17 protein-coding genes and 1 pseudogene are annotated in these 19,417 nt (G+C 57.5%); 8 read left to right on the top strand and 10 right to left on the bottom strand.

Annotation, left to right across the window (positions count from 1 at the left end; all coding sequences use genetic code 11):
* A partial coding sequence (locus Q0M74_RS06670) for a bile acid:sodium symporter family protein (RefSeq protein ID WP_293952698.1) occupies window positions 1-857 on the top strand: 857 nt, incomplete at its 5' end.
* A 208-nt stretch (window positions 858-1,065) separates the two neighbouring features.
* Here Q0M74_RS06670 and Q0M74_RS06665 read toward each other — a convergent pair.
* Entirely contained in the window at window positions 1,066-1,971 is a 906-nt protein-coding gene (locus tag Q0M74_RS06665; RefSeq protein ID WP_293952696.1) for a ribokinase, read from the bottom strand.
* Window positions 1,972-2,070: 99 nt separating this feature from the next.
* Between Q0M74_RS06665 and thpR the strand changes: the two genes are divergently transcribed.
* Window positions 2,071-2,634, top strand: a complete 564-nt coding sequence (thpR, locus tag Q0M74_RS06660) for an RNA 2',3'-cyclic phosphodiesterase (RefSeq protein ID WP_293952694.1) — start codon at window positions 2,071-2,073, stop codon at window positions 2,632-2,634.
* Between the two features lie 12 nt (window positions 2,635-2,646).
* Here thpR and Q0M74_RS06655 read toward each other — a convergent pair whose 3' ends face one another.
* The 5 genes from Q0M74_RS06655 to Q0M74_RS06635 form a co-directional block, all read right to left on the bottom strand.
* Window positions 2,647-4,077: an ABC transporter ATP-binding protein gene (locus Q0M74_RS06655; RefSeq protein ID WP_293952692.1), complete on the bottom strand. Its 1,431-nt coding sequence runs from the start codon at window positions 4,075-4,077 to the stop codon at window positions 2,647-2,649.
* A complete protein-coding gene (locus tag Q0M74_RS06650; protein WP_293952691.1) occupies window positions 4,070-4,918 on the bottom strand; it encodes an ABC transporter permease in 849 nt (282 codons plus the stop codon). Before Q0M74_RS06650 ends, Q0M74_RS06655 begins: the two co-directional genes overlap by 8 nt.
* Window positions 4,915-5,838 carry an ABC transporter permease gene (locus Q0M74_RS06645; protein WP_293952690.1) on the bottom strand — a complete coding sequence of 308 codons (924 nt, stop codon included), beginning with the start codon at window positions 5,836-5,838 and terminating at the stop codon, window positions 4,915-4,917. The genes Q0M74_RS06650 and Q0M74_RS06645 overlap by 4 nt, the downstream gene beginning before the upstream one ends.
* Complete coding sequence (locus tag Q0M74_RS06640; protein WP_293952688.1) at window positions 5,835-7,379, bottom strand: ABC transporter substrate-binding protein; 1,545 nt, start codon at window positions 7,377-7,379, stop codon at window positions 5,835-5,837. The genes Q0M74_RS06645 and Q0M74_RS06640 overlap by 4 nt, the downstream gene beginning before the upstream one ends.
* A gap of 163 nt (window positions 7,380-7,542) precedes the next feature.
* The gene (locus Q0M74_RS06635; RefSeq protein WP_293952686.1) at window positions 7,543-8,289 is read right to left on the bottom strand and encodes a GntR family transcriptional regulator; all 747 of its coding nucleotides are present in this window, start codon (window positions 8,287-8,289) and stop codon (window positions 7,543-7,545) included.
* Between the two features lie 89 nt (window positions 8,290-8,378).
* Here Q0M74_RS06635 and Q0M74_RS06630 point away from each other — a divergent pair, with 89 nt between their 5' ends.
* The 3 genes from Q0M74_RS06630 to Q0M74_RS06620 are packed head-to-tail and all read left to right on the top strand — an operon-like array spanning window position 8,379 to window position 12,718.
* Entirely contained in the window at window positions 8,379-11,246 is a 2,868-nt protein-coding gene (locus tag Q0M74_RS06630) for an FAD-binding and (Fe-S)-binding domain-containing protein (protein WP_293952684.1), read from the top strand.
* A gap of 6 nt (window positions 11,247-11,252) precedes the next feature.
* Window positions 11,253-12,179 (top strand): AEC family transporter, encoded by a 927-nt coding sequence (locus Q0M74_RS06625; RefSeq protein ID WP_293952682.1) that lies wholly within the window; start codon window positions 11,253-11,255, stop codon window positions 12,177-12,179.
* 20 nt (window positions 12,180-12,199) lie between these two features.
* Window positions 12,200-12,718, top strand: coding sequence for a hypothetical protein (locus Q0M74_RS06620; RefSeq protein ID WP_293952680.1), 519 nt, complete (start codon window positions 12,200-12,202; stop codon window positions 12,716-12,718).
* A gap of 42 nt (window positions 12,719-12,760) precedes the next feature.
* On the opposite strand, the gene Q0M74_RS06615 is transcribed toward Q0M74_RS06620, so the two are convergent.
* The 4 genes from Q0M74_RS06615 to Q0M74_RS06600 all read right to left on the bottom strand — a co-directional run bounded on the left by Q0M74_RS06615 (window position 12,761) and on the right by Q0M74_RS06600 (window position 16,617).
* Window positions 12,761-13,033 (bottom strand): hypothetical protein, encoded by a 273-nt coding sequence (locus Q0M74_RS06615; RefSeq protein ID WP_293952678.1) that lies wholly within the window; start codon window positions 13,031-13,033, stop codon window positions 12,761-12,763.
* Between the two features lie 204 nt (window positions 13,034-13,237).
* Entirely contained in the window at window positions 13,238-14,215 is a 978-nt protein-coding gene (locus tag Q0M74_RS06610; protein ID WP_293952676.1) for an LLM class flavin-dependent oxidoreductase, read from the bottom strand.
* Window positions 14,216-14,232: 17 nt separating this feature from the next.
* Complete coding sequence (gene brnQ / locus Q0M74_RS06605; RefSeq protein WP_293952674.1) at window positions 14,233-15,510, bottom strand: branched-chain amino acid transport system II carrier protein; 1,278 nt, start codon at window positions 15,508-15,510, stop codon at window positions 14,233-14,235.
* Window positions 15,511-16,617, bottom strand: coding sequence for a MalY/PatB family protein (locus Q0M74_RS06600; protein WP_293952672.1), 1,107 nt, complete (start codon window positions 16,615-16,617; stop codon window positions 15,511-15,513).
* 55 nt (window positions 16,618-16,672) lie between these two features.
* Between Q0M74_RS06600 and Q0M74_RS06595 the strand changes: the two genes are divergently transcribed.
* From Q0M74_RS06595 to Q0M74_RS06585, 3 genes and pseudogenes are all read left to right on the top strand, one after another.
* Window positions 16,673-17,194, top strand: coding sequence for a hypothetical protein (locus Q0M74_RS06595; protein WP_293952670.1), 522 nt, complete (start codon window positions 16,673-16,675; stop codon window positions 17,192-17,194).
* A gap of 127 nt (window positions 17,195-17,321) precedes the next feature.
* On the top strand, window positions 17,322-17,882 hold the full coding sequence (locus Q0M74_RS06590; protein WP_293952668.1) for a DUF3558 domain-containing protein: 561 nt from the start codon (window positions 17,322-17,324) through the stop codon (window positions 17,880-17,882).
* Window positions 17,883-18,363: 481 nt separating this feature from the next.
* A pseudogene (locus tag Q0M74_RS06585) lies at window positions 18,364-19,417 on the top strand (hypothetical protein); the annotation flags it as partial.

Here is a 19,417-nt window from a genome sequence, read left to right as displayed (position 1 = left end):
AAAATTACATAAACATTTTCCTCAACATCATCATGTTCACCATGGGGATCACCCTCACGTTTCCAGACTTCCAGATGGTGCTCAAGCGCCCCCTGCCGGTGTTCATCGGTGTGGTTGCCCAGTTCGTGATCATGCCGCTGCTGGCAGTAGCTGTGGCCAAAGCCCTGGGGCTGAATCCCGCATTGGCCGTTGGTTTGCTGATGCTCGGTGCCGTTCCGGGCGGTACCTCATCCAATGTCATCGCCTTCCTATGCCGCGGTGACGTGGCACTGTCGGTCAGTATGACCTCGATGTCCACCATCGTCGCCCCGATCATGACCCCAGCCCTCATGCTGATGCTGTCCGGAACCGCCACTGAGGTGGATGGTGCAGGCATGGCATGGTCACTGGTGCAGACGGTTCTGCTGCCCGTCATCCTCGGCCTGACCCTGCGTGTCTTCCTAAGTAAGTGGATCAACCGCATCATGCCAGTGTTGCCGTGGCTGTCCATCCTGGGCATCGGTGGTGTGGTGTTCGGCGCAGTGGCCAACAATGCAGAGCGCCTCATGACCGTGGGCCTCATTGTTTTTGCTGCAGTGATCGTACACAACGTCTCAGGTTATGTCCTGGGCTATGTCACCGGACGTCTGTTCAAGTTTCCTGAGGCAGTCAACCGCACCATGGCCATTGAGATCGGTACCCAGTCTGCAGGCCTGGCTTCTGGCATGGCTGGCCGTTTCTTCAGTCCCGAGGCCGCACTGCCCGGTGCGGTGGCAGCGGTGGTCCACAACATCACCGGTGCCATCTACACCGCGATCGTGCGCAACCGCCCACTGCACAAGACCGCAGCGCCGGAGAAGGTTGCGGTGGCGAGCTAAGAGAGCTTGTCGACGGCCAGTCCCCACCCGCACTTTTTCACCTTCACGTGTAAAAAAGCGCGCTGGGGTCTAAGATAATCACCAATGATGAACGCACATGATTTCGAAGCTCAGGTCGAGTACCTGAACCAGATCTTCGAGGTGTCAGAGGAACACCTTCTCTCCACTGACATTCTCCTGCAGATCACGTCCTCTTAAGGCACTCAACTCACAGGTCAGGTAATACGGCGCCCGCATCCGGATAGGATGCCTGGGCGCCTTCTCCTGTTACGGAGTAAGCGCCCACCCGTGCCGCAAAACGTGCGGCAGTCACCAGGTTGTCGCCCTTGGTCAGGCGGGCGCAGAGTGCTCCGGCGAAGGCATCTCCGGCACCGGTGGTGTCCACCGCCTGTACCACCGGCGTGGGGATATTGGTCATGGTGGTCCCCGCTGCCACCAGCGCACCGGCCCCTCCCAGGGTGAGCACCACGGAGTGGAAGCCTGCATCCAGGAGAGCCTGAGCCAGCTCATGAGGTTCTTCTGAATGAACGGTTGCCCCCAACTGCTCCAGGATGAGACCAGCCTCATGCTCATTGGCAATGATCGGATCAGCCTCCAGCAGTGCTTCCCGATCCACCTCAATCACCGGTGCCAGGTTCACCACCACACGACCCGTGGTCTGATGGACCGCCTCCTTGAAACCATCAGCAGGGATCTCTCCCTGCAACAACACGATGCCTGCATCAGCTAAGAGCTCCCTGTGACCAGACACCATCTCTGTAGTCACCAGGGCATTCGCACCGGGGACAACTACAATGCTGTTTTCCCCCTCCGCGTCAATGGTGATGACAGCCAACCCGGTGGTCTCTGGGGTGGTGGCCACGGCGGTGAGGTCCACACCGGAGGAGTCCAGGTATTCCAGTGCTGGTTTCACATAGGCATCGTCGCCGATCGCCCCGATGAAGGCAACATCGGCGCCCTGGAGAGCCGCGGCCACCGCCTGGTTTGCCCCTTTGCCGCCGGCGGTGATGTTGCCGCCGCTACCCAGCAGGGTTTCTCCAGGGTTGGGGTGGCGTGCCACATTGACATTTAGATCAGCGTTGATGGAACCGACCACGACGATACGATCACTCATGGGGGACACCCTCTCCATGGGGGTTGATGAAATACAGATTCTCACCAGCCTACTTTCAATTGGACCTGCCCTGTGGGATTCCCGGCTATCATGACGGACATGAGACTGTTCGCTGCGATCAGACCGCCGATTGAGGTCACCGAACATCTGGTCCGAACCCTGCGTCCCCTCCGGGATGAACTGGGGGGAGACCTTCGTTGGGGAGACCCCGACAACTGGCATATCACCTTGGCTTTCTATGGGGAACAACCCGAAGGTGTGGTCGATGACCTGATTGAGCACCTGAGTGTGGCAGCCCGGATGAATGAGGAATTCACCATCAGGCTCAAGGGTGCGGGTTCCTTCAACAACAGAAACCTCTGGATAGGTGCCGGTGGGGACACGAGGCAGCTTCGCCAGCTCATGGCGGATTGCCTCATCGACCCGGATGAACGCAAACGCCAACGTGCCCACTTCACTGTCGCCCGTCCCTCCCAGCGCATGCGTCTGCGTGGGTGGGATCCGCTGATCCCGGACCTGGTCCGGGCTTTGTCTGTCTATGAAGGACCGGAATGGCACGTGGATGAGATTGAGCTGGTCTCTTCTGATTTGGGGCAGGGGCGCAGTGGTGGGCCCCTCTACGACACCAGGGGCACCCTGACATTGGCATCAGCCCTGGTGTAGCCACAGTTCGGGCTACAAATGGGGCACGGCGTCCAAGAGGATGCGGGTGTAGTCGTGAGACGGGTGGGCATAGACCTTGTCCACCGGACCCTGTTCCACAATCTTCCCCTGATCCATCACCATGACGGTGGTGCAGATATGACGCACCACGTTGAGATCATGGGAGACGAAGACCAGGGTGATGCCATATTCATCCACCAGCCTGGCCAGCAGATCCAACACCTGTTTCCTCACGGAGACATCAAGTGCGGAAACCGGTTCATCGGCAAGCAGAATGGCAGGTTTCGGCCCCAACGCCCGGGCAATCGAGATGCGCTGACGCTGACCTCCGGAGAATTCATGGGGAAAGCGGTCAAGCACCTCAGGGCCCAAACCGACCTCACCCAAGACCTCCACCACACGTGCATGTGTATCCGCGGTGGCCCAACCGATGAGGGGTTCCGCCACGATGTCGCGGATCTTCATGCGGGGATTAAGGCTGGACTGTGGGTCCTGGAACACCATCTGTGTGCCACCTGCCACCGTGACCTCGCCGGTGGTGGGTTTATCCAGACCGGCCAGTATCTTGAGCAGGGTGGTTTTTCCGGAACCGGAACCACCGACGATGCCCAGACGCTCACCGGAATGAACCTTAAAATCCACTGAATTCAAAGCGGTAATCTTCCTGAATACCCGGGTGACCTGATCAACGCTGATCACCTCACCCCCGTAGTTGTCCTCAATGACCGGGGTGCCCAGGATGGAGGTGGCAAGAAGCGTCTGTGTGTACTCATGTTCCGGGGTGGACAACACCGTCGACACAGGTCCGCGTTCCACGATCTCACCGGATTTCATCACCAGTACCCGTTCACAGGTATGTGCCACCAGCCCCAGGTCGTGGGTGATGAACAGCAGGGAGGTGCCACGTTCTTCCGTCATGTGCAGCAGGAGGTCGATGATCTGTCGCTGCACCGTGACATCAAGTGCTGTGGTCGGTTCATCGCAGATGAGCACATCGGGGTTGTTGGCCATGGCCATGGCGATGAGTGCGCGTTGCCGCTGACCACCGGAAAGCTCATGGGGATAGGCCCGTGCGGCACGGGCGGGGAGGGAGACATCGAGGAGCATCTGAGTGCAGCGCTTCCGAGCTTCACGTCGGCCCACCCCGTGGATACGCATCATCTCCTCCACCTGGTGGCCGATGCGCATCAAAGGGTTGAGCGCTGTCATGGGTTCCTGGAAGACCATGGCGATCTTCTTCCCCCGATGCGTCCAGGACACCTCTCCATCAAGCAGTGTTGATCCTGTTGTGGGCAGGTCAGTCAGCCCCATCACCGCCAGTGCCGTGAGGGTTTTTCCTGATCCGGATTCCCCGATCAGGCCCACGCGTTCACCGGGAGCGATGTCAAAGGAGATACCATCCACCAGATGATCGCCGATGGTCAGATCTTTAACCTCAAGCACGGACTTTCACCTCACGTTTGGGGTCGAAGGCGTCGTGGAGACCGTCGCCAAGCAGGTTGAAACCCAGCACCGTCACCGCGATGGCAACGCCTGGCCACACAGCCAACATCGGGGTGACACCCAGGGATGCCTGTGCGGTCTGCAACATGCGGCCCCAGCTGGGGTCTGGTGGTGGGGTGCCCAGTCCGAGGAAGCTCAACGCCGCCTCAGCCAGGATGGCCAGCGCGAAGGTCACGGACGCCTGGACAATGAGCATGCTGGTGATATTGGGCAGGACATGACGCAGGGCTATCACCGGGGTGGTGATGCCGGAGCTGCGTGCCGCCTGCACGAAATCCCTGCTCATCACCTGCAGGGTTCCAGCACGGGCCACGCGGGCAAAACCAGGGATTCCAGCCACACCGATGGCTACCATCGCACTGGCTGTGGAAGCACCGAACACCGCGCCGGAGACAATCGCCAGCAACAGGGCGGGGAAGGCCAGCAGCAGATCCGCGCCACGCATGACAAAGGTTTCCCACCAGCCACGACGCATGCCGGCGAGGATGCCCAGCGGGGTGCCGATGACTCCTGTGATGGCCACCGCGACAAGCCCCACGAATAAGGTGATGCGGGACCCGGCCATGATCTGGGAGAACACATCCCGACCATAGCGGTCAGTACCGAAGAGGTGTTGGGCGGAGCTACCCTCCAGACGTTCTGTGGGAAAAACCTGAACCGGATCATAAGGCGTCCAGACCAGAGAGATGGCCGCCATGACGGTGACAACCAGGACGATGACCGCCCCGATGCGGCCTGAGAGCGGCAGGCGTGTGAGAAGGGTCCACATGGTGCGCGTCATCTCCTGATCCTGGGGTCGAGAACCTGATAGAGCAGGTCAACGATGAGGTTGACCATGAGGGTAAACACCACGAGCAGCATCACGATGGACTGCACCGTGGTCAGATCACGGTTGGAGACAGACTCCAACAGCATGGAACCGATCCCGGGGATGACAAAAACCTGCTCAATCACCACAGCACCGATGATCAGGGAGGTCAATTGGAGTCCCGTGATGGTCAGCACCGGCAGGGCGGCGTTACGCAGTCCGTGGACACGTAGTGCCCGACCCAGCGTCATGCCCTTGGCACGGGCGGTACGCATGAAATCCTCACTCATCACATCCACCACAGCCGAGCGGACATAACGGGTCAGGATGGCGGCCTGCACAGCAGTCAGCGCGAGGACCGGAAGAATAAGCCGTTGCAGGAAACCACCAAAGTCTTGATTCGGCGGAATCCACCCATTGGCAGGCAACCACTCCAGGCCCACCGCGAAGACGGAGACCAGCAGAATACCGGCGAGGAAACTGGGGATAGCAATACCCACCTGACTCACCGCAGAGATAGCTGTTCCACCGCGCTGTGCTGCGAGCACACCCAGGGGAACCGCAATGAGCAGGGATAAGACGATGGAACATCCCACCAGGATCAGACTCACTTGCAGGCGGTCAAGGATCAACGGGGACATATCCTGCCCTGAACTCAATGAGGTACCGAAATCACCGGTGAGCATCCCCGAAATCCAGGAAAAGTACTGCACCACCAGGGGCTTGTCAGTACCCAGTTGTGACTGCAGCTGGGCGATTGCCTCCGGGGTGGCGGTGACCCCCAGGGCCACTGCAGCTGGATCACCGGGAATGACCCGGATCAACAGGAAGATGATGATGCTGGCGATGATGATGGTGATCAGATAGCGCAGCAGGGTTTTAGCCAAGGTCATTGTGCATTCTCCCCACCGGTGGCAGCACGTTCAGAACCCTGTTGGATACCGGACAATTCCAGCGCACCGGACACCACATTGGGATCCACCCCGGTGACACCGGGTTCCATGACCACGATATTGGCCACATTCATCAAGGTGTTGGCAGCAGCCTGCTCCATGATGTTCTCCACCGCCTCCCGCATCAGGGCTACCTCATCATCGGATTCATCAGCAGAGGCCAGGAGAGCCTGAGTATCGGCATCATCAAAGCCCAGGTAATAACCGGGGGAGAAGAGGGTGGGCACATCACGGGGCTCCACATGAGCAATCAAGGACATGTCATAATCCTTCTGCCCCATCACCTGTGCCAACCACACCGCGGGAAACTCAGTTGTTTCAATGACCGGATCAAAACCCACCTCACGCAGCTGCGAATATACAATCTCACTGACCGCCTGGGCATAGGGCAGACTCGGGATGGACATGGTCACCTCCACACCCAGGACACCTGCCTCCTCCAACAGAGCCCGGGCACGCGCAGGGTCATATGGATAGAGATCAGACTCCTCAAACCAGGGGTCGGTGGGAGGTACCGGGACCCCGCCGATATCTGTGCCATAACCCTCCAGGGCGGTGTCGATCACCGCCTGACGGTCAATGGCAAACATCACGGCCTGACGCACACGGACATCATCAAAGGGGGAGCGCTGGTTATTCATCGACAACAACAGTTCGCCATTGGTGGTGCCCACAGCCACGGTGTAATCATCAAGCATCGCCAGCTGCTCCGGTGCCTGCATGGCCCAGATCATGTCCACATCACCACTTTGTAGAGCATTGGTGGTGGCGGTGGCATCACTGAAATACCGGATGGTGGCCGCATCATTGGCAGGGGTGTCCCCCCAGTAATCCGGGCGCGCCTCAAAACCGATGGCGCGCCCCACCGACCAGTGGGTCAGCTCATAAGGGCCGGTGCCCACAGGCTGGGTGGCAAGCCTATCGACGCCCCCTTGAGTCATCATCGCCCCGATCGCGGTACCCATATTCCACAACCACTGATTCGAGGGGCGTGACAACGTGACCTTCAGTGTGTGATCATCAACCACCTCGGTGGAATCCACCACATCCATGCCGGATTTCAGACCATTGGTCCAGTCTGTCTTCACCCGGTCAAGGGAGAACTTCGCACTGGCGGCATTAAAGGGATCACCGTTGGAAAAATACACGCCTTCGCGCAGCGTGAAGGTGTAGATCAGGCGGTCATCAGACACCTCCCACCCGGTGGCCAGCAGCGGTTCAATCTCACCCTCAGAATTGATCCGGACCAGCCCCTCATACACATTGGACATCAAGGCCTGGGGGATGGCAGCACCTGAGGTGTTGGTGAAGTCCAGAGACGCTGGTGCTGACGTGGTGGCCACCACGATGGAGGAGTGCCCGGAGTCGAAATCAGGTGGTACCTGATAAGCGGTGGAGCCCGCGGAGCATCCTGCAAGTGCCAGAGCCAGAAGTGGGGTTGCCAAACGCAGGGATGACACCGCCCGGCTCGCTTTACTCATGAACCATGAGATTAGTCGTTTGGAAGCAGGAAGCTAAATGCAGAACGGGTTAGATGCCTCGCTGAAATATTTGAGGTTGGAGGGAAAAGAAAAACTATTTTATCGAGTTGGGTGACATCTAATATGTCATGAAGGTTAACATGTTACTAGGTGGGTCTTGGTTTTATACCCCTGAGGCAAACTCCTCCCAGATTTTTTCTGTGGCAGCCGCATTCTCGGATGATGATTTAGTGTCCAGGGTTGTCTGGGTGCGAATGATGGCCTGGGAAAGCAGTAGCTTTCCAGTGGTCTGAAGATGTTCCCGCATCGAGGCTTTTGCAATTTCTGCTGATCCTCGGCGTATGGCGGAAAGGACCGGCTCGTGCTCTTCCAGGATTACCTGGAGGGGCCTTGAGGTCTCTGCGGTTGAGGGGCCGAGAATCCGAGTGTGGTCCCGGAGGCGATCCACCAGTTCAGCACCCCTGAAGGAGTTCCCCATCCGGAGGATGAGTTCGTGAAGTGACCGGTCATGTAGGAAGAACATTTCTTCATCGTTTTCTTCTACGCAGGTAGCCATTGCTTTTAAGATCCTGTCGCCTTCTTCAAGTTCCTCGGCCGTTCTCTGGAGCGCCGCCCGGTATGCGGCTGCAGGCTCGATTGCAAGCCTGAGGCTGAAAATCTCAGCAATGTCCTCGGGGTGGGTTTCGACTAGTTGAAACCCGCGATTTCGGGTGAATTGAATAAGCCCGGCTTCTTCCAGGCGGAGAAGTGCGTCGCGGACCGGGGAGCGGGAAATCCCCAGCCTGTCGCTTAGTTGATAAACGCTGTACCACTCTCCTGTTTTCAGCTCTCCGTTGAGGGTTGAGTCCCGCACGTACTCCATTACCTGCTCGGTGAGGGATCGTTCTCTTCCAACATAATCTGAAGGCATGGGGAAATTGTCTCACATATGAATGCAGTAACAGGTAACATGTTAGCCAATGTCCCTATGGCAAGACTGCGGAGACAAGGTTTACCCCCATGGCACACACCATCAGATTCAACCGACTCAGCCCAGAAATCTACTCCAGGCAAGCCCGGGCGAAGTTGCGCACCGATATGACCACCCGCGCTGCCTATACTTCGGATGCAGGTATTTTCCGACGTGTACCTGCTGCAGTAGCGGAACCGCAGAACACGCAGGACATCCGGGATGCGATTGCTGTCGCGGTGGCCCGAGAGTGGTCTGTCGTCGGCCGGGGTGGTGGTACCTCTGTTGCCGGTAATGCCATTGGGGAGGGGTTGATCATTGACACCTCACGCTATTTCAACCGCATTCTCACCATCGATCCCGAGAACCGCACCGCCACCATCGAACCTGGTGTGGTCTGTGATGCCCTGCGTGATGCCGCCGCGGAATACGGCCTGACCTATGGGCCAGATCCTTCCACCCACAGCCGGTGCACCATCGGTGGGATGGTAGCCAATAATGCCTGTGGCCCACACTCCGTCGCCCACGGTACCGCTGCGGAGAATCTCGTGAATATCACCCTCATGCTCGCCGATGGCCGGGAAGTCACCTTCACCAAGGACGGCTGTGATGATCCGGAGATCCAGGCCAAACTCACTGCCCTGGCCACCGGTCATGCCGGAACCATCTCTGAGGAACTTGGCCGTTTCCCCCGGCAGGTTTCCGGATACGGTCTGCATTATCTCAACACCCATATGGCCCGGGCCATTGCGGGGTCGGAGGGAACTCTGGGCATCATCACCAGGCTCACCGTGGCGCTGGTACCCGTCCCGAAACATACAGCCCTGGCGGTACTCGCCTTTGACACCGTCTTTGATGCAGCCCGTGCCGCACATGCGCTGCGGCTGCCCGGTGTGACCACCATCGAGGGGATGGGTGGTGATCTATTGGCAGCTCTGCGGAGCAAACAGGGACAGGAACACGCCGGGGATAACCTCCCGGGTAACCGCAAGGGGTTGGCAGCAGGCGGGTGGCTCTACTGTGAGACGGTCGGCGACACCCTCGAGCAGGCACTGCACACCGCTGAGCTGGTTGCTGCGACCATGCCGACCATTGATCACCACATCACCCATGAGCACACTGAGATGCGGGGGCTGTGGCGGATCCGCGAAGCCTCGGCGGGGATTGTCACCCGCCTTCCAGACGGCGGGGAGGCCTGGCCCAATTGGGAGGATTCCGCCGTCCCACCCGAGCACCTCGCTGATTATCTGCATGATCTCTACGCGCTCATGGCAACATATGGCTACCAGGGCATTCCCTTTGGCCACTTCGGCGAAGGCTGTGTGCATGTGCGTATCAGCTTCGATTTCACCACTCCGGAAGGTGTCACCGACTTCCATAATTTCATGAACGATGCCGCGAAGCTGGTCACCTCCCATGGTGGCAGTCTCTCCGGTGAACATGGAGATGGCCGTGCCCGTTCCGCGTTGCTGAACCACATGTACTCCCCGGCGATGCTGGAGTTATTCCAGCAGTTCAAGCTCATCTTCGATCCAGACCGCATCTTCAACCCGGGAGTACTTGTCTGGGCGGATCCCGTAACTCAGGGCCTACGCATGGATCCCGGCCAGCGTGCCCTTGAAATCACCCCCGTGCACAGATTTGAAAAGGACAACGGATCCCTCGTCAATGCCGTCAACCGGTGCGTCGGGGTGTCCGCCTGCCGTTCCGAGTCCGACGCCATGTGCCCCTCCTTCCAGATCACCGGCGATGAGGTGCACTCCACCCGCGGCCGGGCGCGCCTGTTATCTGAGATGTTCCGCGGGGAGTCCATCACCGAGGGCTACCGCAGCACCGAGGTCGCCGAGGCACTGGACCTCTGTCTGTCGTGCAAGGCATGTGCCTCAGAATGTCCGGTCAATGTGGATATGGCCACCTACAAGGCGGAGTTTCTCAACCATCATTACCAGGGTCGACTGCGGCCCCGGGCGCATTATGTAATGGGGTGGTTGCCATTGCTCGGCCACCTGGCGCACAAGGTGCCCGGCGTTCCCACGCTGATAGACGCCACCCTCCGTTCCCCCCTCGTATCCCCGGTGATCCGTAAAATCGCTGGCTTAGCGGACCGCCCCCTGATTAGTTTCGCCCATCGCTCCCTGCGCAAGGAACATCCGGATACCCACCAGAACACCGGTACCGGGAATACTGGTAACACTGTGGTGTTGTGGCCAGATTCCTTCAACACCAACCTGGACACCGGCCCGGCCCGGGTAGCCATCACGGTGCTGGAGGCACTGGGATATCACGTCATCATCCCTGAGGGATTTGTCTGTTGTGGTCTGACCTGGCATTCCACTGGCCAATTGGGGATGACACGCAGGGTGCTGGAGCAGACCGCCAAGGTGATGAAACCTCACCTGGATCAGGGGCTGACCGTTGTGGGGCTGGAACCGTCATGCACCGCCATGCTCACCCACGAAGCCACGGGCTTATCGGATAACCCCGATCTGGCACGGCTTTCGGAACTGACCACATCCTTTGCCGAGTTTATCGCGCCCCGACTCAACAAGATGGTGGATCAGGGCACCCTACGTCCCACCGACACCACGGCCCTGACCCAGGTGCACTGCCATGAACGGTCCCTGGGTGATCCCCACCATGCGGCCCTGCTCCTGGAGTCGCTGGGGATCAGGGAGGAACAGATCAGCACCGGTTGCTGTGGTCTGGCCGGGAACTGGGGTTTTGAGAAGGACCACGCGCAGATGTCCTTCGCGCTGGGGGAGCGCGAGCTCTTTCCCAAGGTCAGGAAAGCCACCGGCCATGTGATCGCCGATGGGTTTTCATGCAGAACTCACATTGAACAGGGCACAGGTAGGAGGGCCCGACATATCGCCGAGATCATCCGAGACATCCTCAAGGATAATGGGATGGCAGAATAGCCAGTCATGCAACAGGTGCTCATGGGCTTTGCCGTGGTTTTCATCGTCATCGGCGTCGGGATGATGCTCGGACGCACCGGCGTCCTGGGTACAGGGGCACAACGATCCATGGGATTGTTCGTCTACTACGTGGCCACACCGGCACTGCTCTTTGACAAGATCACCGACACAGACCCCGCAGAGATCTTCTCCATCAACTTCGTGGTGATCTCCGTATCAGCCCTGATCGTGGGATTCAGCTTCTTCCTCATCATGAGACTGATCCTGAAAAGAACCGCAGCAGACGCCATCGTGGGCATGCTGGCCTCCTCCTACGCCAACGCCGGAAACCTCGGCATACCCCTGGCGGCCTATGTACTTGATGACTTCACCGTGGTGGTGCCAGTCATCTTATTCCAGGTGGCCTTCTACGCACCGATCACCATGACTGCCCTGGAGATGCTGCACAACCCACGCAACACCAGTCTGATCAAAAACCTCATCATCACCCCACTGTCGAACACCATGGTCCTGGCAGCCCTGGCTGGCATCCTCATCTCCCTGACACCGATCACCGTCCCTAACGTCCTCGCCCAGCCAGTCTCCATGTTGGCCGGATCTGCAGTACCCCTGGCACTCGTCGTCTTCGGCCTCTCTCTGGCGCATGCCCGCATCCTGAAGAAGGGGGAGGTGGCGCGCCGGGACGTGTTCCTCGCGGTGGCCTTTAAAAATATTGTGCATCCGATCATCGCCCTGTTTCTCGCGATGGCTTTTGGGATGGAGGGGTCTGCATTGATGGCAGCGGTGGTGCTCGGTGCGCTTCCCACTGCTCAGAATGTATACACCTATGCGCTGCGTTTTCAGACCAGTGAGACGATGGCTCGGGATACAGGGGTAGTTTCCACGATACTTTCATTCCCCATAATGGTGGTTATCTCGGTGACTTTAGGTTGATCGGGATACCATTATCCTCCATGGAGGCAGTTAAGGTCCGCACCGGTACACGGGCACTGGTCACATCGAAGGCGATGATGACCTGTGTCCTGTTCGTGCTTATCTGTGCGCCCTTCCTGTTTTATTTCACCATCGAGTGGATGGAGGCACAGGGACCCATGCGGACCCTGTTCGCCATTGCGGCTGCAGCACCAGCCTGCGGCATGGCCGCAGCGCTGGGATCGATGCTGGTGGTATGGTCGCGGCGTCGCAAAGCAGTGTTGGTTGTGGGAGATACCGTCATGATCCCGCGCACCGGTATTTCCTTCCCCACCGCCGACCTGACCACAGTGCAGGTCTGGTCAGACCGCTCGCCGCGTTCCTATGTGGCCCTGCTGCCCGGGCACGTGCGGGAACGGGCGAACACCACCGGCGTGCAATCCATCCAGCCCTATGTGGTGGCTTTCCCACGGGGTGCTGATCCGCAACCCTTTGAATTTGCCGAGATGCTCCTGCAGCGTAAAAGCGATATCACCGTTGATCGGCTCGGCGCGCTTTAACCAGGCGCTTATCGACGCCACAGTTGTGCCGTGGTGCGGCCTCTAGCAGGCCCTGGTGTCATGCAGCCCGCACTGCGGGATGTTCAGCACGTAGGAGGAGAACATGGAGCTGCCGATCACCGGCACTCCGAGTGAGAGCATGATGCCGCTCTGCACCTCCTCCGGAATCATCGAGGAGATCACTGCGAGGAAGTCATTGGGCGGTGGTGCCTGTTCCTGAGCTTGCGCGGGGATGGCCGTGCTGGCCAGCAATGCGGTGGCTGCAGCAGTCACCGTCATCCTGCGGGTGAAACTACGACGTGGGTGAAAGGACATGGGATTCCTCCTGATGTTGGATCTTGCGTCTTACACTCGTTCTTCATTCAAGGTTATCAGTCCAATAGTGGGTACTGGCTAGGGTCGGGATCGTTTTATACGGGGACACACAGGCTCATAGGCATAAAGAAAACCACCGCCATGCTCCCTCCTCGGACTGCGCCGAAGAAGGAGAGAAGCGGTGGTTGAAGGGTGAGAGACAGGCTAGAACCAAGCGTCAGCGAGGATCTCCATGCTGCGGGCAGTGGTCTCGGTATCCGGGGACTGCAGGGAAATCATCAGTTCATCTGCCTGGGCGACCTGGACGAATTCATCCAGGTAGGCCTTGACCTCCACGCCTGTACCAATGGCGGTGTAGCGCAGCATATCCACGATCTGACGTCCGGACGGGGAATCCATGATGGCGTCCAACTGCTCATCGGTGATGGTCCGTCCACGGGATGCCATGCTGCGTACCCGCTCGCGTGCCACATCCGCGAAGTGTCTTTGGGCCTCATCGACGCTGTCCGCAGCGGTGACATTGACCGCAGCGATGACATAGGGCTCCGGATGCTGCTCGGAAGGCTGATAACTCTGACGGTAGGTGGTGACCGCCTGCTCCAGGTGGGTGGGAGCAAAGTGTGAGGCGAAGGAATACGGCATGCCCAGCTTTGCTGCCAGCTGGGCACCAAACAGTGAGGATCCCAGGATGTAGAGAGGAACATTGGTGCCCTTACCCGGAATCGCCTCCACACCCGGCAGACGGGAACGACCAGCCAGATAGGACTGCAGCTCCACCACATCCTGCGGGAAGTACTCAGCGGAGGAGGGCTCACGGCGAAGAGCACGCAGAGTGTTCATATCAGTTCCCGGTGCACGCCCCAGGCCCAGATCAATACGGCCCGGATAGAGCTCCTCCAGCGTGCCGAATTGCTCCGCGATCACATAAGGGGAGTGGTTCGGCAGCATCACACCACCTGCACCCAGGCGGATGGTGTTGGTGTGGGCACCGATATGAGAGATAAGCACCGCTGGTGAAGAGGAAGAAATGTGCTTCATGTTGTGGTGCTCGGCGTACCAGATGCGTTCAAATCCGAGGGCCTCGGCCTTCTGCGCCATGGCGACGGAACGCTTGAAACTGTCACCGGGGCGTTCACCCTCGAAGATGGTGGCAAAGTCGATGAGTGAAAGAGGCACAGACATATAAGTCCCTTCAAGGATTAAGTATTAACGGCAGCCTTTTCTTCAACCTTCTTGGAGACCTTCTTATTCCAATCCGCCACCATGCCCAGTACCGACATGACCATCACCGGAACCACCCAGCCAAGCTGGATGCTGTGCAGCGGTGCCCATTCGATGAAGGAGACCAGTGGAGGAACACTCATGAACAGTGCCCAGACCACTGAAGTCCAGATCCCGAGCATGAAAGTGGCATGGAAGGGGAAGACCAGTGGCTCCAACAGGGTGAGCAGAACCAGGGTGATCGCCGCCGGATAGATGAAGGTGATGATCGGTGCGGCGATCGATAAGACTGCATCTAGCCCCAGGGTCGCAACAGCGAAGGAAATCAGGGCGAAGACAACTGCCCAGGCGTGGTACCGGATGCCTGGGAGCAGGGAGTTGAAGAACTCAGAGGTTGCGGTGATCAGACCAACCGCAGTGGTCAGACACGCCAAGACCACGATGATGGTGAAGATGAAACGACCCGGAGCACCCATGGTGGATTCCGCAGCATGATTGAGGATTTCAGTTCCGTCGGTGAAGGAACCTCCCGAGAGACGACCAATGGCACCAAGGCCTAAGTACACCGCAGCCAGGAGGCCACCAGCGATAAACGCGGCATAGACGGTTGCGGTACGGACCTTCTCAACCTTCTGATACTTGAATGCAGAAATCACCACGATGCCAAATGCCAGGGCTGCGATGGAGTCCATCGTCATGTAGCCCTCGAAGAGGCCAGCTCCCAGAGCCTGGGTGGCGTAATCACCGCGAGGCTCACCCGGAGTACCGGTCAGCACCATCAGGGACAACGTGACCAGCAGCAGAATGAGGCCAAGCAAGGCCGGGGTCAGCCACTTACCGAGCTTGTCCGCCACCCCATTGGGGTTCCATGACAGTGCCAGGGCCACCCCGAAGAAGGCGAGGTTAAACACACCGGAATAGAGCACATTATCCTCACCCACCGCGGTGGAATAACTCACCGCACCGGTACGTGGCAGCGCATAGAACGCACCAATGGAGAGATAAGCAAGGATCGGGAAGGCAAGGCCGAAGACCTTGCCGCCCCTGCTGGCCATGTCCCTGACATCATTGCCAGAAATCACCACCGCAACGATCGCGATGACTGGTAGTAGAACACCGGTGGCGAGAAAACCGATGATGGCGGAAAGATACGCGGTACCGGATTCCTGCCCCAGCATGGGTGGGAAGATGAGGTTTCCAGCTCCGAAGAACATGGAAAACAGCATCAGGGATGTGACTATTACGGCTTTTTTCATTTAAAGAACGCTGGCGATACGGCGCAGACCCTCCTCAAGGGTTTCACGGGAACATGCAAAATTCAGGCGCGCGCAGTTTTTAAAATCGCCGAAAGCCGCACCATCGTTCAGCATGACTTTACCCTCCTCCCTCATAATCAACGAAGGGCTGTCAGCAATCTTGGTTCCGGAGAAGTCCAACCACATCAGATAGGTAGCATCAGGGACGTAGACCTTGACACCTAGTTTCTCCAGTTCTGCTGTAGCAAAGTCACGATTACTCTGAAGGATTTCAATCTCCTCATCGAGGTAGGATTCACCTTCGTTGTAGACCGTCTCAGCAGCGATCAGACCGAGGATGGACACACCATCACGGGTGATTCCAGATAGTTTCTTCCAGATCTTCACATCCTCATCATTGGTGAAGAAGATCTGCGCACACTTCAGACCAGCGGTATTCCAGGCCTTGGATGTGGCAGTGATGGTGAGGCAGGACTTGGCAGCATTGGGGGAGACTCCGGCAGCCACAACATGCTTGCCGCCATAGACCAACGGTGCGTGGATCTCATCGACGATGATGCGGGCATCGTACTTCACCGCCAGATCAGTGAGATCACGGATGTAATCCTCACTGAACACGGTTCCAAGCGGGTTATGTGGGTTACAGAAGAGAAGGGAACCGGCACCCTCAGCGAAGGCCTTTTCAATATCCTTCAAGTCATATGTGTACGCATCGATGTAAACGGCCTGGCGACCAGTGACCTTCGGAAGCTCAATAAAAGGTGGATACGCCGGAGTCGGAACAATGATGGCAGAACCAGGCTTGGTGAAATGCTCCACCGCAAGCTGCAGACCCCGAACCACATCAGGAATGGCGAAAACATTCTCCGGCTGCGGAGCGAAACCATAACGACGGTCATAGAAACCACTGAGTGCATCCGCAAGACCAGTCTCATCTGGTGGGTAACCAAACACTTCACGTTCTACAGCATCAGCAAGAGCTTCTTTCAACGGTGGGCAGGTACCGAAATCACTTTCAGCAACCCACAGCGGAAGGACATCCTCCGCATAACGGGTCCACTTCAAAGTGCGACGATTCTTCAATTCTTCGAGTTCAGGAAAGCGCATACGCTCTAGGCTAGTAAACTTTCCACCAGTACCAACGAAAGTGAAGGAGCCCGGAGTGAAGTTGAGGATTATTCCCGCACTGGCAGCAGTTGCACTTCTGGCAGGTTGTTCAGGCCAAAGCGCCGATGAACAAGCTGCTGTTACCCCAACTGAATCAATTGCAGTCACCACTTCGGCGACCCCCGCATTTGAACCACAGCAGGTAGAACCCATCATGGCACCCGAAAATGGTGAGGGAGTGGAGGATCCGGGTCTGAATGTCCGATTCCATTTCCAAGGAACCGGCTATGGCAATAACGGTGGTTCTGTCATCTACATTGCCGTCACCAACCTCAACGATGTCCCCCTCCCAGCCGACGCCATTGAACAACCAGAGTTGAAAATTGTCGACTACAACGGCGAACTCATGGACATCGAACCCATCGATGGCGATGACAACATCCCCCTTGATCTACCCCTAGGTGTAGGTGCCACCACAAACCTCCAGTGGGCTTTCAACACCTCCAATGGGTCCCTTTGGGCAGCTCAGTTCAAGGTTGGCAACGTCATCTTCGACGGCAATCTCAACAACTGGTAAAAAACCTTTCCCCCGCAGGGAACCTTCCCCCAACTTTCGCAGTCTAAGAGAACGAGTGCCTTTTTAGCACTCACCGAGACAACAAAGATCTGGGGGTTTTCTCATGCGCCGAACCTGGCCGATTCTCATGGCCACCGCAGCCCTGTTGATGGGCTGCTCATCCGGAGACAGCACACCCACAACTGTCACCGTCACCGAATCACCCTCCACGCCAACACCCGAGGAAGGTGACCAGGACGCCCCGACTGAAGCGAGCCTATTTTCTCAGCAGTTCCATCCCTGCGAAGCATTCACCGAAGAACAGCTTCAAAAAGCTGGGTTAGGGAAGCAGTCTAATGCTGCGGAGAATCCTGAAAGCGTAGTCAGATCTTGTGGTTTTGGTTTTACCGGAAAGAACGAAGCTAGCGGCAATCTCCTCCTTGCTACCGACAAAATGAATTGGCAGGAGGTTTCAGATTTAAATCTAGATCCAGAGTATTGGTCAGGGATACAAGTTGATGGGTTATATACCCATAAAATGCCCGGTAATACTCGGAATTGTATTGCCGCTGTTGATTTGGAATGGGGACGGTTTATGGCGAGCTATCTTGAATTTGGTGATGGGTGGGACCGCAGGGACTTGTGCACTGGTCCTGTATTCGTCTTGGAATCGTTAATCAAACAGTCTGGGGGAATCAATGGAACTTAAGTTAGATCGATCAGCTGCTGATTCAATCTTGGTAGACCTAGAAGTGTTAGCCCAGGATGTTCTTACTTCAGCAAATAGTAATGCTGTAGATGCAATTAACGGAAGTTATTCGAGTGTTTCAGGTCTAGACCAGTTGGGTGCCGGACATGGGCACGTTATAAACGGTGGAGCAGGGTCCGCCCATGTGGTTCTGGCTAGCTACTCAGAACAAATTGAGTGGCTGAAGAATGCACTCAAAGCATCGGTTGAGGCGCTGAACAGTCAAGATGAATTGTTCGCACGAGGGATGGAGGTCGCCGATACCGGCGGAAAGGTAGGGGAGGAGTCGGTGATGTTTCCAGTTCGGCCGACTCCGAAGTTTGATTCATTTAGTTTTACTTCACCCAGCGTGAGGGCACCGTCATCTATTGATGAGCTCTGCAGTGACTTTTCCGGAACCAACTCGGGGGCGGTTTCGGCGGCACAGAGTTCGTGGACCACAATGGCATCCACGATCTCAGAGGTGTCTATGTCATTGGAGCGCATCGCAGGTGACCTGCTGAAAAACAATGCTGGTGATGTCTTTGAACAGGCATCGTTGCGCATCACTGAAGTGGCGGAAGCTGGTTCAACCTTCTCCCAGAATGCCCGGGAGATGTCACGGTCCGTGGGTACGTTGAATCAGATTTATATGGGCAACAAGATGCAGGTATTCATGGCTGCGCTGTCGATATCGATGATCAAGGAGCCGGCTGAAAGGGCTGCTGCAGAAAGTTCTTTCCTGGCTTCTTTTGAATCGTCCTTTCAATCTGATGTTCGGGCTGGTGTGCCGGGGATAGATAACCTCATGCGTATCCGTACTGCTGATGGTTCTGGTGGGGACATTGCTCTGGGGATGACTGATATCGCAGGTAGCGGGGAAAGCTTCAACTCCCAGGGGTTGGCACCGCAGGGATTCGCAGGAACAGGGGGCATAGGTGGCGGTGGTGGCGGTGGTGCGACATCGTCACCTGTCATGGGCGCTGGAAGCTTTGGTACTGTCACCGACAATCTTGATGGTATGGATGTCACTGACCTGAAGACCACTGCAGCATCAGCCGGGACTGGTCTAGCAAGCCCCTCAATGACCAGTGGACTATCTGGTGTTGGTGGCGCAGGTGGCGTGGGTGCAGGTTCCGGAGGTGTGGCAGGTCTTGGAGGATCTGGCTTTGCCGGTGGAGGGGGGTCGAGAAGCGGTGCTCCCAACATCGGTGCAACTGGTAAACACGGTGTGGGTGGTGGGATGCAGAGGGTATCCAATGCTGGTCTGAACCCACTGATGAATTCCCGCACCCAGAGTGCCTCTGCGATGGGAACAATGCCACCGATGATGGGTGCAGGTGGAGCAGCTGGTGGAGCAGGGGCAGCGGGGATGGGAGCCACCGGCCTCAATGGCGCTCGTGTTAATTCCAGGCAGGCTCCCTCTAACTCCAGTGGTGCCGCGCATTCTGCCGGTGGTCTGTCTTCCGGTGGGATGGGTGGCAGCAAGGCGCAGACAGGAATACAACGTTCCATGA

Source organism: uncultured Corynebacterium sp., from assembly GCF_945649885.1.
Classification (GTDB): domain Bacteria; phylum Actinomycetota; class Actinomycetes; order Mycobacteriales; family Mycobacteriaceae; genus Corynebacterium.
The sequence above is the reverse complement of the archived record's forward strand: the minus strand, read 5'-3'. Positions and strand labels throughout refer to the sequence as shown.

Bases quoted from the DNA above. Each gene is read 5' to 3' on its own strand.
- Q0M74_RS06665 (WP_293952696.1), bottom strand. From the start codon at position 1,971: ATGAGTGATCGTATCGTCGTGGTCGGTTCCATCAACGCTGATCTAAAT.
- thpR (WP_293952694.1), top strand. From the start codon at position 2,071: ATGAGACTGTTCGCTGCGATCAGACCGCCGATTGAGGTCACCGAACAT.
- Q0M74_RS06650 (WP_293952691.1), bottom strand. From the start codon at position 4,918: ATGACGCGCACCATGTGGACCCTTCTCACACGCCTGCCGCTCTCAGGC.
- Q0M74_RS06645 (WP_293952690.1), bottom strand. From the start codon at position 5,838: ATGACCTTGGCTAAAACCCTGCTGCGCTATCTGATCACCATCATCATC.
- Q0M74_RS06640 (WP_293952688.1), bottom strand. From the start codon at position 7,379: ATGAGTAAAGCGAGCCGGGCGGTGTCATCCCTGCGTTTGGCAACCCCA.
- Q0M74_RS06635 (WP_293952686.1), bottom strand. From the start codon at position 8,289: ATGCCTTCAGATTATGTTGGAAGAGAACGATCCCTCACCGAGCAGGTA.
- Q0M74_RS06630 (WP_293952684.1), top strand. From the start codon at position 8,379: ATGGCACACACCATCAGATTCAACCGACTCAGCCCAGAAATCTACTCC.
- Q0M74_RS06625 (WP_293952682.1), top strand. From the start codon at position 11,253: ATGCAACAGGTGCTCATGGGCTTTGCCGTGGTTTTCATCGTCATCGGC.
- Q0M74_RS06620 (WP_293952680.1), top strand. From the start codon at position 12,200: ATGGAGGCAGTTAAGGTCCGCACCGGTACACGGGCACTGGTCACATCG.
- Q0M74_RS06615 (WP_293952678.1), bottom strand. From the start codon at position 13,033: ATGTCCTTTCACCCACGTCGTAGTTTCACCCGCAGGATGACGGTGACT.
- Q0M74_RS06610 (WP_293952676.1), bottom strand. From the start codon at position 14,215: ATGTCTGTGCCTCTTTCACTCATCGACTTTGCCACCATCTTCGAGGGT.
- brnQ (WP_293952674.1), bottom strand. From the start codon at position 15,510: ATGAAAAAAGCCGTAATAGTCACATCCCTGATGCTGTTTTCCATGTTC.
- Q0M74_RS06600 (WP_293952672.1), bottom strand. From the start codon at position 16,617: ATGCGCTTTCCTGAACTCGAAGAATTGAAGAATCGTCGCACTTTGAAG.
- Q0M74_RS06590 (WP_293952668.1), top strand. From the start codon at position 17,322: ATGGCCACCGCAGCCCTGTTGATGGGCTGCTCATCCGGAGACAGCACA.